Annotated in this window: 15 protein-coding genes; 6 read left to right on the forward strand and 9 right to left on the reverse strand. The window is 70.6% G+C overall.

The features are described from left to right. Nucleotides 1-281 precede the first annotated feature (281 nt). The 5 genes from ACFYWM_RS17440 to ACFYWM_RS17460 all read right to left on the reverse strand — a co-directional run bounded on the left by ACFYWM_RS17440 (nt 282) and on the right by ACFYWM_RS17460 (nt 5,509). Complete coding sequence (locus ACFYWM_RS17440; RefSeq protein ID WP_389915549.1) at nt 282-743, reverse strand: hypothetical protein; 462 nt, start codon at nt 741-743, stop codon at nt 282-284. Between the two features lie 167 nt (nt 744-910). Next, nucleotides 911-1,753, reverse strand: coding sequence for an SAM-dependent methyltransferase (locus ACFYWM_RS17445; protein ID WP_389915551.1), 843 nt, complete (start codon nt 1,751-1,753; stop codon nt 911-913). 116 nt (nt 1,754-1,869) lie between these two features. Continuing rightward, entirely contained in the window at nt 1,870-2,784 is a 915-nt protein-coding gene (locus ACFYWM_RS17450) for a helix-turn-helix domain-containing protein (RefSeq protein ID WP_389915554.1), read from the reverse strand. A gap of 177 nt (nt 2,785-2,961) precedes the next feature. Next, nucleotides 2,962-3,765, reverse strand: coding sequence for a hypothetical protein (locus tag ACFYWM_RS17455; protein ID WP_389915557.1), 804 nt, complete (start codon nt 3,763-3,765; stop codon nt 2,962-2,964). Nucleotides 3,766-4,015: 250 nt separating this feature from the next. Then, nucleotides 4,016-5,509 (reverse strand): Nramp family divalent metal transporter, encoded by a 1,494-nt coding sequence (locus ACFYWM_RS17460; protein ID WP_389915560.1) that lies wholly within the window; start codon nt 5,507-5,509, stop codon nt 4,016-4,018. Between the two features lie 198 nt (nt 5,510-5,707). On the opposite strand from ACFYWM_RS17460, the gene ACFYWM_RS17465 reads away from it, so the two are divergent. Both ACFYWM_RS17465 and ACFYWM_RS17470 read left to right on the forward strand, forming a co-directional pair. After that, the gene (locus ACFYWM_RS17465; RefSeq protein WP_389915563.1) at nt 5,708-6,223 is read left to right on the forward strand and encodes a PepSY domain-containing protein; all 516 of its coding nucleotides are present in this window, start codon (nt 5,708-5,710) and stop codon (nt 6,221-6,223) included. A gap of 214 nt (nt 6,224-6,437) precedes the next feature. Then, nucleotides 6,438-7,199 carry an NIPSNAP family protein gene (locus tag ACFYWM_RS17470; RefSeq protein ID WP_389915566.1) on the forward strand — a complete coding sequence of 254 codons (762 nt, stop codon included), beginning with the start codon at nt 6,438-6,440 and terminating at the stop codon, nt 7,197-7,199. A gap of 88 nt (nt 7,200-7,287) precedes the next feature. On the opposite strand, the gene ACFYWM_RS17475 is transcribed toward ACFYWM_RS17470, so the two are convergent. Then, complete coding sequence (locus ACFYWM_RS17475; protein WP_389915569.1) at nt 7,288-7,968, reverse strand: hypothetical protein; 681 nt, start codon at nt 7,966-7,968, stop codon at nt 7,288-7,290. 103 nt (nt 7,969-8,071) lie between these two features. On the opposite strand from ACFYWM_RS17475, the gene ACFYWM_RS17480 reads away from it, so the two are divergent. Together ACFYWM_RS17480 and ACFYWM_RS17485 are read left to right on the forward strand one after the other, a co-directional pair. Continuing rightward, nucleotides 8,072-8,320 (forward strand): hypothetical protein, encoded by a 249-nt coding sequence (locus ACFYWM_RS17480; RefSeq protein WP_389915572.1) that lies wholly within the window; start codon nt 8,072-8,074, stop codon nt 8,318-8,320. A 131-nt stretch (nt 8,321-8,451) separates the two neighbouring features. Next, nucleotides 8,452-8,727, forward strand: coding sequence for a hypothetical protein (locus ACFYWM_RS17485; protein ID WP_389915574.1), 276 nt, complete (start codon nt 8,452-8,454; stop codon nt 8,725-8,727). A 95-nt stretch (nt 8,728-8,822) separates the two neighbouring features. Here the strand turns inward: ACFYWM_RS17485 and ACFYWM_RS17490 are convergent, their stop codons facing one another. Continuing rightward, complete coding sequence (locus tag ACFYWM_RS17490) at nt 8,823-9,452, reverse strand: uridine kinase (protein ID WP_389915577.1); 630 nt, start codon at nt 9,450-9,452, stop codon at nt 8,823-8,825. Between the two features lie 291 nt (nt 9,453-9,743). Here ACFYWM_RS17490 and ACFYWM_RS17495 point away from each other — a divergent pair, with 291 nt between their 5' ends. Beyond that, nucleotides 9,744-10,136: an isoamylase early set domain-containing protein gene (locus ACFYWM_RS17495; protein ID WP_389915580.1), complete on the forward strand. Its 393-nt coding sequence runs from the start codon at nt 9,744-9,746 to the stop codon at nt 10,134-10,136. 133 nt (nt 10,137-10,269) lie between these two features. On the opposite strand, the gene ACFYWM_RS17500 is transcribed toward ACFYWM_RS17495, so the two are convergent. Beyond that, on the reverse strand, nt 10,270-11,409 hold the full coding sequence (locus ACFYWM_RS17500; RefSeq protein ID WP_389915583.1) for an acetate/propionate family kinase: 1,140 nt from the start codon (nt 11,407-11,409) through the stop codon (nt 10,270-10,272). 289 nt (nt 11,410-11,698) lie between these two features. Between ACFYWM_RS17500 and ACFYWM_RS17505 the strand changes: the two genes are divergently transcribed. Continuing rightward, a complete protein-coding gene (locus ACFYWM_RS17505) occupies nt 11,699-12,067 on the forward strand; it encodes an STAS domain-containing protein (protein WP_389915585.1) in 369 nt (122 codons plus the stop codon). Nucleotides 12,068-12,142: 75 nt separating this feature from the next. Here ACFYWM_RS17505 and ACFYWM_RS17510 read toward each other — a convergent pair whose 3' ends face one another. Further along, a complete protein-coding gene (locus tag ACFYWM_RS17510; protein WP_389915588.1) occupies nt 12,143-12,361 on the reverse strand; it encodes an EF-hand domain-containing protein in 219 nt (72 codons plus the stop codon). Nucleotides 12,362-12,491 lie beyond the last annotated feature (130 nt).

Consider the following 12,491-nt stretch of genomic DNA (forward strand, 5'->3'; position numbering starts at 1 on the left):
GGGGGTGGGGGGGGGCGGGGGGCCCGGCCCCCCCTCCTCCCCGCCGGCGCGGGCCGCCCCGGCGCCAAGGAGATGTGCGAAGAGCGGGCCGCGCCCCGACCGCGCTCGTCACCTCGCGGGCGGCGTCGGGGAGGAATCACCCCGCGGACGGCCCGGCGGAGGAATCACCCTGCGGGTGACGTGGGGGTCGGGGTCACCCGATGGGTGACATGGAGGTCGGGGTCACCCGATGGGTGACATGGAGGTCGGAATCACCCCGTGGATGGCGTGGGGAGGCGGGGTCACCCGGCGGGTGGCGTAGGGGTCGGGGTGACCCGGTGGTCGGTCAGGTGCAGGTCCCCGCCGAGCGTCACGCGCAGCTCGTCCAGGACCTTCCTGGCGCCGAGGACGGTCCACAGCTCCCCGACCAGGTGGGGGTTGTACTCCGGCGCCTGGTCCATCCACTGGTCCTTGCCGGACTGGGTGACGAAGGTGCTGATGAAGAACTGCCCGACAGGGGTCTTGCAGGCTCCCGTCCGGATGTCGACCGCGTCGACCTGGATCTTGGGCTTGCAGTCGACCTTCTTGGCGAGCTGCTCGACGGTCGGAGGCGGGCCCGCGGGGGCGGCGGCTCCGGCCGCGGCGGCGGGAGCGGCCGGGGGCTGGTCCGCGCTGCAGGCGACGGAGAAGGACAGGGCGAGGATCACCGTGGCGACCGCCCGGGCGTTCCTGGCGACACCGGTCCGGCACGAATGTGTCAACATCCTTCAGATACGCTCACCGGCTCGGGCGGGTTCACCGTTCCCCGGCCCGGTGTCGGCCGAAGGCGCCCGGAGAGACCCGGAAAGACCTGGAGAGACCCGGACGGCGTCCGGAAGATCCCCGCCCGCGCTCCCGGGGAGAAACGCGGACGGAGTAAGGCGATCGATCCCTACGGGACGCGCCCGACGGCTCCCACGGTGACGGCTCCGGCTCCCGGGGGGATGACGACGTCGCCGGATTCGGGCCGCCAGTCGTAGACGGGCACCAGGCCGGGTTCGAGCATCTCCAGCCCGTCGAACAGACCTCGGATCTGGGTGAGGGTACGGGGGAAGATGCCGCCCGCGGTGGTCGTACCGTAGACGCCGCGGCCCTGGCGCACCTGCTCCTCGGTGAGGTCGCCCGAGGTGACGTGGGAGATCACCACGTGGCTGCCGGAGACCAGCCGCTTCCCGAAGGAGGCCGCGATGCCGGAGACCTCCTCGTCGTCGGCGACGAAGTGCAGGATGGACACCATGAGGACGGCGACCGGCTGGTCGAAGTCGATGCGCTCACGGACGTCCGGGTGGTCGAGGATCGCCTCAGGCTCCCGCAGGTCACCGGGGATCACGACGGTCTGCGCGTTGTCGGCGAGCAGCGCGCGGGCGTGGACGAGCACGATGGGGTCGTTGTCGACGTACACGATCCGGGAGTCGGGCGCCTCGCGCAGGACGACCTGGTGCACGTTCTCCTGCGTCGGCAGGCCCGTGCCGATGTCGATGAACTGGCGGATCCCCGCGGCGGCGAGATGCCGCACGGTGCGCCCGAGGAAGGCGCGGTTGGAGCGCGCGACGTCCTTGACATTGGGGACCAGCTCGACGATCTTCTCACCGGCGATCCGGTCGGAGGCGAAGTTGTCCTTACCCCCCAGGTAGTAGTCGTACATACGAGCCACACTCGGGACCGTAGGGTCGATTCCCGGCGGAGCCTGCTCGTGCTCAGTCATATCCTCGCCTTCACCACGTCTTTCCCGCATGGTAGACGAGCGATCAGTGCTTTCAGATCATGAACCGATATTTCGTCTATTAACCGGACAAGGAAACTCCCCGTCGCCGGACATCACGATTCCCCCTGAGACCCCGCCAGGCCTGGTCAGTCAGGAAGCTCCCCGCGGAGCTCGCTCAGGAACCGCTTGCTCTCGGAGACGGAGTACGCCTGGATGCACAGACGGTCCATGACCTGCATGTAGTGGTCGGTCTCCTCGAGCTTGTCCACGTAGAGGGCGCTCGTCAGCTGCTCCAGGTAGACCACGTCGGGCAGGTCCCGCTCGGGGAAGCGCAGGATGGAGAACGGGCCACCGGCCGCGGCGTGGCCACCCCGCTCGAACGGCATGATCTGCAGCCTGACGTTGGGCCTCTCGACGACGTCGAGCAGGTGGTCGATCTGCGCGCGCAGCACCCGGGGCCCGCCGATGGGCCTCCGCAGCACGGCCTCGTCCATCACGGCCCAGAGCGTCGGGGCGTCCGGCCTGGTCAGGCGCTCCTGGCGGGCCATGCGGAGCGCGACGCGGCGGTCGACCTCGTCCGCGGTGGCGGAGCCGTGCACGAGCATGATGACGGCCCGTGCGTACTCGGGACTCTGCAGGAGGCCGGGAATGAACTGCACCTCGTAGGTCCGGACGATCGAGGCGGCCTCTTCGAGCCCGACGTAGACCTGGAACCAGTCGGGCAGCAGGTCCCCGTACTTGTGCCACCAGCCGGGGGCGTTGGCCTGGCGGGCCAGCGTGAGCAGCGGAGCCCTTTCCCGGGTATCGGTCACCCCGTACATCGTCAGCAGGTCCGCGACATCGCGTTCCTTGAAGCCGACCCTTCCGAGCTCCAACCGGCTGATCTTGGCGTGGGAGGCGCGGATGGCGTAGCCGGCCTGCTCGCGGGTGATGTCCTTGGCGACGCGCAGCCTCCGCAGCTGGGCACCCAGGAGAATCCGCAGGATGGTGGGGCCGCCACCGCGCGTGTGTGTGAGGACGCCGCCTTGCTCACCGCTGTCTTCCGCGGTCTGTCCGGCCATGTGGGCTCCCTGTCGCACCTTTCCTACGGTGCCACAGTTTCACATATACGACGCGTTTCGCACAGCTCCGCCACGCACGCACTTGCTTCTGCACTTGCAACCGCAAGTGCAGATCGACACAAATCTCCTTTGTCGCTGCTTTCCCGCCCGGCAGACCGTGTCCGAAACCCCTGGGGGCTACAGTCCGGACGCGAGGTCGTACGCGTCGCCGTGAACATCCCTGCGCGCGTCACCGTGAGTGTCCCCGTGAGTGTCCCCGTGAGTGTCCCCGTGAGTGTCCCCGTGAGTGTCCCCGTGAGTGTCCCCGTGAGTGTCCCCGTGAGTGTCGTCGTGGAGGGTTCCCCGGCTCGCGGCGGCGCGGCGCGACAGCATGCCGCGCACGATGTCGCACAGCTCGCTCGTCTCCCTCGGCGACAGCACGCGGCTGAGACGGCGCTCGACCATGCCCCCGCTCAACGGTTCCGGCGCCCTCGTCACGTTGAGGTAGCCGGACAGGAACGCGATCCTGAACAGCCTCTCCTGCGAGAGCGACTCGGCTGAGGACTCGCCGGGCTCCCTGACCGGCCTCGCCGCGTCCTCCCCGTCGCGGGACACCTCCAGCCCGGAGAGCAGCAGGTAGGCGGCGGCCCGTTGCAGGGCGAGGCCGTACGCGCGCATGGGCCCGTCGGGGGAGAAGCCGACGATCGAACGCCCGACCGACTCGGCGGAGTCCGGCGACAGGTCGGCGATGCCGGTCTCATCACCGAGGCAGGTGTAGACACGCACCACCCGCTCCCCCACGTACCCCGGCTGGACGTGCTGGGAGAGCGTGACGGTCACCGTGGACCCGTCGGGGTTGCGCAGCTCGGCGACGTCGGCCGCGTGGGTGACGTACATGGTGGAGTGCTCGCGCTCGCACCACGAGGGACACGAGGGGGGCGGGGGGTGCGAGGCTTCGGAGCGGGGGCGAAGAGTCCCGACGGAGGCCGTGATGTCGTCCATCCCAATCCTTCCAGCGTGGAGATCCGCGTCATCGAGGACGTACGGGCACGAGGGCGTGCGGGCACGACGGCGGCTCGCGCCCGGCCGCGAGCCGGACCACGGCTCGGGCCCGGCCTCGCGCCACCGGTTCGAGGTCGCTTTCACCGGCAGGTACGCAGGACCGGCGGGCCGGGTTCACCCGGCTCTCTCCTCACAGGCGCGCCGCGCCCCCGGGCCGGAGGTCCGGCACGGGGGCGCGAGAACAGGGGTGTCAGAAGGTGACCAGCGGGTCTCCGATGAAGTCGGCGATGAAGTTGACGAAGAAGAACCCGAAGAACAGGAAGTTCAGTGCCAGGATCACGTAGTGCCACCAGCGGGGACGCGCCGGGCGGGGCAACCTGGCGTTGAGGTACATGAGCATGAACGGATAGATCAGCGCGCCCAGGTTGGACATGTTGGCCGACCACTGCACCAGGCTCACCGGGAGCGCCAGGTGCAGCACGACGGCGATGACCACCAGCAGCCCGAACATGAACGGGTAGTAGAACCTGCGGGGGTCGCCCTCGATGAGCACCCGCAGCCGGGGGCTGGTGGCGTGGGCGGCGTCGGTCACCACCCTGACCATCGCCTCGAAGATGCCGAGCTGCGTGGAGAAGAGGATCAGCACGCCCAGGATCAGCGCGCCGACGAACATGGCCTGGCCGTACTCGTCGCCCAGGGCGCTGGCCACGAACGTCGGGACGTTCTCCTGGGTCGGCCGCTCGCCGGACAGCTCGACCGCCCTGGACATCAGGATGGTGGGCAGCAGCATCCCGAGGACGGCCCCGACGAAGAAGACGCCCCACATGTCGATCATCAGTAGGCGGTACCAGCGGCGCCAGCGGCCCGCGTTGGCCTCGTCGTCCGGGAAGGTCACGCCGCTGGCCAGCAACTCGCTCCTCGGCCCGCGCATCCCGGCGATGAACCCGGTCCGGTAGCCCATGCCGTAGCCCTTGTCACGGTAGTGGCCCATGACGTACCAGTTCAGCCCGGAGGCGAGCGCGGTGAACCCGGCCAGCGCGCCGAGCTGGGTGGCGGTGATCCCCGCGGGTGGCGCCGCGGGGGTGACGAAGCCGCGGATCGCGTCCCACCAGATCTCGAACGGCACCACGAACAGGTCGATGACCAGCAGCCCGACCAGGATCGCGCCGACCATGCCCCAGTTGGCGAGTTCCAGGGCCCGGCTGATCCTGCGGGCGGCGGCGGTGATGAGGAAGACGAGCAGGAGCAGGCCGATCGCCCACAGCCGGGGCTCCTCGGCCCCGGCGGGCGCGACCTCCCCGTGGACGAGCGCGTAGACGCCCTGCCCGGCGGAGGCGGCCCAGCCCCCGGCGATGAACGCGAAGACGACGACGAAGACCGAGAGCGGCACCCAGAGCTTGAACCCGGGCGGGACCCGCCCCCAGCCGACCACCGGCGACTCACCGGTGGCCAGGACGTAGCGCGAGCACTCGACGTTGTAGAAGGTCTGCAGGACGGCCGAGACCAGGATGACCCAGCCCACCCCGACGAACCCGTACTGGCCGACGGCCTGCGGCCCCAGCAGCCACTCGCCGCTGCCGATGGAGATGCCGAGCGCGATGAGGCTGGGACCGACGGCGTACTTGAACAGCTCCTTCTTGCCGAGCCGGGAGACTCCGAAGACCTCCTCGGGCTCCGGCAGGTCCGCCACGGCGAGATCCGGGCGGCTGACTCCGAGCGGGTGGGACCGGGTGACTTCAGTCATGGCGATCCTCCAGGGTTGGAACCCCCCTGCCTCCGACAGTGATCCTCCGGCCGCGCTTCGACAAGACCCCATTCGCGATGTTCTCGCGGTCGCCCTTCGGATGCCGGCGAGGGCGAAGAGACGGGGCCCGGCGGCCTTAACCTGCCTTTAGGGTTTCCGCAGCGTGCCCCTAACGGGAGGCTCGGCAAGCTTGGGGACATGCGAAACACGACGAAACTCACCATCGCCGCCGCCGGACTCCTCGCCGTCGTCTCCGGGGGTGGCGCGGTAGCCTTCGCCGGAACCGCGACGCCCACCCCGGCACCCAGCGGTACGGCCACCACCCCCGCACCGGTGAACGAGACGCCCGGGACCCGGACCGCTCCCGCGACCCCCGCACCCGGCGAGGCGGAGGCCAAGGTCAAGCGGGACGCGGCCATCAAGATCGCTCAGGACAAGGTGCCCGGCGCCAAGCTCGTCAAGGCCGAGTTCGACGGCGACGAGACCCCCACCAGCTGGGAGGTCGAGCTGCTCCAGGGTGACGTCGAGCACGAGTTCGACATCGACGCCACCAGCGGCGCGATCCTGGAGCAGGACCAGGAGACCGAGACCGCCGCCGAGCGGGCCGCCGACGCCGCCGATGACGCCAACGACACCGATGACGACGCCGACGACCAGAACGACCAGGACGGCCAGGACGGCCAGGACGGCCAGGACGGCCAGGACGACGACTGACATCCACAGGAGTCAGGAGTATCGGCAGGGAGCCCGTGACACCTCGCGTGTCACGGGCTTCGTGCTCCGACCGGCCGAACACACCGGACACACCGGACACACCGGACACGGCGGTGGCGGCCCCGCCACGGGAGCGGGTCACTGACACGCGGTGTCAGTGACCCGCTCCCAGCATGCGGGCACCACTGAGCAGTTCCGGGAAGGACCGACCACGGTGAAGAACGACGCCCGTCACGGGCAGGCGGGGAAGACCTGCTGCCCGATCCTCGAACTGAGGCGATACACGCTGCGCCCCGGCAGGAGGGACGACCTGGTCACCCTGTTCGACAGGGAGTTCGTCGAGTCCCAGGAGGCCGTGGGCATGCGCGTCCTCGGCCAGTTCCACGACCGGGACGACCCGGACGGGTTCGTCTGGCTGCGCGGCTTCCGCGACATGGAGTCGCGGGCCGAGGCGCTGGCGGCCTTCTACGGGGGACCGGTGTGGAAGGCCCACCGCGACGAGGCCAACGGGACGATGATCGACTCGGACGACGTCCTGCTGCTGCGCCCGGCGGACCCGGGAGCGGGCTTCGACCTCTCTGACGCCGTCCGCCCTCCGGCGGGCGGTGCTCCCCCGGCGGGCGAGCCGCTGTTCACCGCGGCCGTCTGTCATCCGAACACCTCCGGCGACGAGTTCGCCCGGTTCTTCGACGACAGGGTGGCGCCGCTGCTGGCGGGGACGGGCGCCACCCCGCTGGCCCGCCTGCGGACCGAACACGCCGAGAACACCTACCCCACCCTTCCGGTACGGACCGGCGAGGACGTCTTCGTGTGGTTCTCCGCCTTCGCGAACCGGGAACGGTACGACGAGCACGCCGAACGGCTCGCACGTTCGGCGACGTGGACGCGGGAGGTCCTCCCCGCGCTGTCGGCGCGACTGATCGCTCCTCCCGAGCGGCTGAACCTGACGCCGACGGCGAGATCCCTGCTCCGCTGACGCTCCACCGACCCGAAGCACGGGTGACCCTAAGCACGCGCAGGACCCACCGCCCCGGCGATCGGCCTCGCCGCACCCGCCCCGGCGGTCAGCGACGCCGTACCCGGTAGGCGAGACCCGTGAGAACGGCGACCCCCAGAAGCGCCACCACCGCGTACGAGGGCCGCCACCAGGATCCCTGGTCCACGATCGCGACGGTGGTCGTCTCCCCCGGTGAGCCTCCGGCGGGCGCCGCCGCCGGAGTGGCGACGGGCGTGGGGTCGGCGGCCCTGGAGGGCGGGACGCCGGGAGTGACGTCGCCGAGGGGGACGCTCGGCGGGCGGATCGCGCCCCAGGGATCCTTCCTCGGCGGCTGGTTGGCGATCATCTGCCTGAACTCCTTGGGAACCGGGGCGACCTTCAGCCGGCCGGGCACGGTCAGGGTGCCGATCGGGTAGGTCCCGAACCAGCCCTGGATCGCCTCCACCTCCCAGGTGCCCTTGGGCAGGGAGATCGCGGCGGCGTAGTGGGCGGGTTCCTTCAGCTCCACGCCGGTGACCTTGAGGCTCTTCTCGCCGTCGGTGAACCTCAGCGCGACCTCCCTAAGGTCGTCGCCCACGTACGGGTGGGTGCCGTGCTGGAGGAGCCAGAAGCCGAGGGTGTACGTCGTGTCCGGGCTCGTCTCCGGGACCGGGTCCATCACGGTGAGCGCCCAGCCCCCCGCCCGCGCCGGGGCGCCGAGGGCCAGCAGGGGGACGACGAGCGCCAGAAGGAGAAGGATTCGTCTCATGCGGGAGGTACACCGGCCGGGCCCACCGGGTTCCCGCCACCGGGCGGACGGGGTACGGCCGGGCCCGTGGAGTCGAGGCCGGAAGCAGGGGTATGGACAGTCAATGAGCCTTCAGGATGAACTACGGCAGGTTGACGAGGACCTGGAAAGACTGCGTGCCGAGGTCGCCGAGTTGCGCCGGCAGGTCGGGGAGATCGGCCCCACCGACTCCACCGAGCGGTCGATGATGATCAACCAGGCCGACGAGCAGGAGAACCTCGTCGGCGAGCTCGAAGCCAGGCGCCGGGACCTCCTCGAACGCCTCGGCGAGGGGGACGAGCGGAACGGCGTGCACCCCCGCGGGACGACATAGGGCGGCGGGGCCCTCACATCCACAGGGCCCACCACCTGCGGTTCGTCACATTCGGTTATCCATGACCTCCCGGGGTAACCATAAGAACGAACCATCATCAGGGGGATGAAATGATCAATATGCTTCACAAAATGGGCGTGAAGTCCAGCATGATGTACGTCGCCGGGCTCGCCTCGATCGGCGCGTCGGTCGCGGTGTGGTTCACGTCGAACTCGAAGGAGAGCGCGGGGGTCGACCGGGCGGACCGCTGGGGGATCTTCATCGGCGAGTGGGCGCCGACCTTCTTCGCGATGGGAATCGCGCTGCGCATGGAGGAGACCCGCGAGGAGATGCGGTCCTCCATCGAGCAGGAGTCGTTCAGCGGCTCGTACTCCGAGGGCAGGATGCCCTCGCGCGCGGGGATCTAGCGCCACCGCCGGGCGATCGGAGGCAGGGCGTGTCCGGGGGACGCGCCCCGCTTCGGCGTTCGCTCATCCCCTCGCCCGGCCCGTCCTGAGAGGGGTCATGACGGTGTGACCAGGGCCGGATGTCTCGGGTCGTCGACGCGGACGACCACGTCCGCGACCTCCGCCGGGGTCACCTCCTCCTCGTAGCGCGCGTAGGCGGGCAGCGTCCAGCGCCGCTCCTGCGGGGTGCGCCGGGCGAGCGCGCCCGGCGAGAGCCTCAGGTGCACGGTCAGCTCGAACGGCAGGTCCCGGCCCAGCAGCAGGGGCCCGGACAGCAGCAGCACCCCGCCAGGCGGGACCGTGACGTAGGGGGCGCGGGTGGCCCTGTCGACGGCGCTGTCCCACAGCGTGGGCAGCACCTTCCCCGACCGGCCGGGGTCGAGCGGTCTCAGGACCTCCCTGGCCAGTCCCCCGTAGTCGAACCAGTCGGCGTAGAAGGAGTCGGGGTCGGTCCGGCCGTACTCGAAGCGGAGCGAGGCCGGGCGCAGGAAGTCGGCGGTGGAGACGTGGAGCACCTCCCGGCCGCGGAGCCGGAGCGGGTCGGCCAGCGCGGCGGCGAGGTCCTCCGGCCGCGCCGCCGGAGCCCCGTCGAGCGCGACGCGCACCCAGGAGTCCCGGGGGTTCGCGGTGACCCGGTCAGCGAGTTCCTCCACCAGCGACGACGGGGAGATCGGCCGTATGTTCACCCCACCATCCTGGCCGACGCGCGCCCGTCCCCGGACAGGGCCGGTCAACCATCATGGCCGGGTCAAGGTCGGACGTGATGCCGATCAAATATCGGTCTGTCCGGGTTGTCCTGCCGCTACAGGCGGTAACGATCCATATGGATCGACGGCTCGGCCGTGACTGGGCGTCGGCCTCCTGGTCGCGTCACGTCCATGTCGGCGCGATCCGGTAGTTGGCGTGATCTTCACGTCTTTCCGCAACCAAGATCACGGCACGTTACGCACGGAGACAGTGATGTCAGGAGGATTTCAGTGATCAAGCGCGGTAAGCCGACCAAGAACGGCCAGGTCAAGCTGACTTTCAGCATAGCGGAGAGCCCTACCGTCGGAGGGGTCTCGCTGGTCGGCGACTTCAACGACTGGGACCCCTACGCCCATCCCATGCAACGCAGGGACGACGGCACCTACCAGGTGAGCCTGATGGTCCCCGCACGGCAGCCCATCCGCTTCCGCTACCTCGCGGACGGCGGCGTGTGGTTCGACGACGCGGACGCGGACCACCACGACGAGCACGGCGGCCGGATCAACCCCGCGGACGTCCAGGAGGCACCGGAGAGCCCCGGCGCGGCGCGTACCGTCGGCAAGCCGATGCGGCAGACGCTCTCGGCCGGGCAGCCGGTCTCGGCCTCGGTGGCCGCCTCCTAGTATCTCGGCGACCGCTCGCAGGACGGGATCCCCGTGGCGGGACACACCGGTCCATCGTCTCCGCGATCAGCGTGACGGCCCGCCCCGTCCCCTCCCGGCAGGGACACGGAAGGGGCGGGCCGCCCCGCGGACGTCAGCCGGGCGTGCCGGACACGCCGGACGCGCCGGACGCGCTGATGGCACCGAGGGTCTCGCGGGCGAGTTGCAGTTCCTCTCTCGGCCGGACCACCAGCACGGGCACGGACGCGCCGGGCGCGCTGACCGCGCCGTCGGCGTCGAGGCCGGTACGGGCGGGCGGCTCGACACCGAGCAGCGAGAGCCCGCGGCAGACGGCCTCGCGGACCTCCGGCTGGTCCCAGCCGATCTCCCCGGTGAACACGAGCGCGTCGAGCCGGTCCAGGCTCGTCGCGGCGGCGGCGATCTCCCGGCTCACCCGGTGCTCGAACACCTCCAGCGCCAGCGCGGCCGCGGGATCCCCGGAGGCGACCAGTTCCCTGGTGTCGCCCGACTTCCCGCCCGAGAGCCCGAGCAGCCCCGACCGCTGTTCCAGGCCGTCGCGCAACTCGTCGAGCGTGAGCCGGGAACCGGACAGCAGCCACAGCAGCATGCCGGGATCGACGCTCCCCGACCGCTTGCTCATCGGGACCCCCTCCAGCGGGGTGAACCCCATCGAGGTGTCCACGCTGCGGCCCTCGCGGACGGCGCACACCGAGGAACCCCCGCCGAGGTGGGCCAGGACGACCTGGAGGGTCGCGGCGGGCCGGTCGAGCAACTTCGCGGCCCGTTCCAGCGCCCAGGCGTACGACAAACCGTGGAAGCCGTAGCGGCGCAGGCCGTAGCGGCTCCTCCACTCCGCGGGCAGCGCGTAGGTGGCGGCGCTGTCGGGAAGCCCGGCGTGGAAGGCGGTGTCGGGGCAGAGCACGTGCGGGACGTCGGGCAGCTCGCGCCGGGCGGCCTCGACGAGCGCGAGGGCGGGCGGCACGTGCAGCGGGGCGAGGTCGGCGTACTCCCGCACCGCCTCCAGCACGCCGTCGTCCACGACCGTCGGCTCCCGTACGGCCTCGCCTCCGTGGACGAGGCGGTGGCCGACCGCGGCGAGGTCCGCGCCGGGGGCGGCGTCGAGGAAGTCCGCGATCGCCCGTCCGGCCGTCTCGGGGTCGGGGCTCCGCTCGCTGTGCTCGGTGCGCAGGACCTCGCCGTCCCGGACGAGGTGGAGTTGGAGGCTCGACGATCCCGCGTTGACGGTGAGCACCGCCCGGTCAGTGGTTCCCATCCCCCTGGCGTGCCCGGGGCCGGGTGGGACAAACGGCGCGTCGTGGCGGCCGTCGTCCGCCGCTCCGCGCGGGCCTCCGGGGCGGGGCGTCCGGCCGCGACGACCTGGGGCGGGGGCGTCCCGGGCCGGGTTCCCGGCGGCCGGTCACCGGGCTTCCTGACCGGCGGCGGTTCGCAATCGCTTGTTGTACTGTCATGAGCCACGGGCGTACGGTGGGGCCAATGGCACCCGTCCTTCGTACGGCTCCCGACAGGGCGCTGTCTCCAACTGCCGTAGACAGCGGGGCGATATGACTCGACTTTCCGTCACTGTGGACGCGCGTCCCCACTTCTCCGTGGTGACTCTGAATGGCGATCTGGACAAGTCCTCGGCACCCCTGCTGGAGGAGAGGCTCGCGGATTTCATGAGACGCGGCCACGTCTGCCTGGTCGTCGACACGACAGGGCTGGGATTCTGCGACTCCACGGGCATCTGGGTGCTGCTGACGAGCCTGCGGCGCGCCTACGAACGGAAAGGCTGGCTGCGCCTCGTCGGCGTGCACGGATTCCTCGGCCGCCTGCTCGACCTGACCAGGCTGCGGGAGGCGTTCCCCATCGACTCCACCGTCGAGGAGTCGCTGCGCGAGATCTCCGACGGGGTCGTCCCCGTCCCGCGCTGACCCCGCTCCCGCTCCCGGAAGGGGCCGCCTGTTCCGGCTGCGCGCGAGGAGGCCGGTTCCGGGAGCGGGGGCGGGTCAGTCGCGGGAGACCAGGCGGACGAACTCCTCGAACGAGAACCGGCCGTCGCCGTCGGAGTCACCGCTCTGGTTCAGCGACCCGATGGCCTCGGCGGGCAGGGCGGGGAAGTGCTCCGCGAACTCCCGCTCCGTGATGAACCCGTCGCCATCGGTGTCGATGGCCGCGAACGCCTGCCTGAGCTCCACCAGCCGATCCCCGTTGGGCTCTGTCGACATGCTGCCCCACCTCTCTCAACGACCCGCACTTCGATCAGCAGACAACCTACGGGAGGAGCCCTCTGTCCAGCCAAGCGGCCCCATATAACAGCTTTTATCACCAAAAGTCCTTTTTTCGAACCGAGCCGAT

This window comes from Streptosporangium sp. NPDC002721 (genome assembly GCF_042888905.1).
Taxonomy (GTDB): domain Bacteria; phylum Actinomycetota; class Actinomycetes; order Streptosporangiales; family Streptosporangiaceae; genus Streptosporangium.

Coding starts and splice junctions, on each gene's coding strand:
- ACFYWM_RS17475 (WP_389915569.1), bottom strand. CDS start 7,968: ATGAGACGAATCCTTCTCCTTCTGGCGCTCGTCGTCCCCCTGCTGGCC.
- ACFYWM_RS17455 (WP_389915557.1), bottom strand. CDS start 3,765: ATGGACGACATCACGGCCTCCGTCGGGACTCTTCGCCCCCGCTCCGAA.
- ACFYWM_RS17485 (WP_389915574.1), top strand. CDS start 8,452: ATGGGCGTGAAGTCCAGCATGATGTACGTCGCCGGGCTCGCCTCGATC.
- ACFYWM_RS17460 (WP_389915560.1), bottom strand. CDS start 5,509: ATGACTGAAGTCACCCGGTCCCACCCGCTCGGAGTCAGCCGCCCGGAT.
- ACFYWM_RS17440 (WP_389915549.1), bottom strand. CDS start 743: ATGTTGACACATTCGTGCCGGACCGGTGTCGCCAGGAACGCCCGGGCG.
- ACFYWM_RS17505 (WP_389915585.1), top strand. CDS start 11,699: ATGACTCGACTTTCCGTCACTGTGGACGCGCGTCCCCACTTCTCCGTG.
- ACFYWM_RS17510 (WP_389915588.1), bottom strand. CDS start 12,361: ATGTCGACAGAGCCCAACGGGGATCGGCTGGTGGAGCTCAGGCAGGCG.
- ACFYWM_RS17450 (WP_389915554.1), bottom strand. CDS start 2,784: ATGGCCGGACAGACCGCGGAAGACAGCGGTGAGCAAGGCGGCGTCCTC.
- ACFYWM_RS17480 (WP_389915572.1), top strand. CDS start 8,072: ATGAGCCTTCAGGATGAACTACGGCAGGTTGACGAGGACCTGGAAAGA.
- ACFYWM_RS17465 (WP_389915563.1), top strand. CDS start 5,708: ATGCGAAACACGACGAAACTCACCATCGCCGCCGCCGGACTCCTCGCC.
- ACFYWM_RS17445 (WP_389915551.1), bottom strand. CDS start 1,753: ATGCGGGAAAGACGTGGTGAAGGCGAGGATATGACTGAGCACGAGCAG.
- ACFYWM_RS17500 (WP_389915583.1), bottom strand. CDS start 11,409: ATGGGAACCACTGACCGGGCGGTGCTCACCGTCAACGCGGGATCGTCG.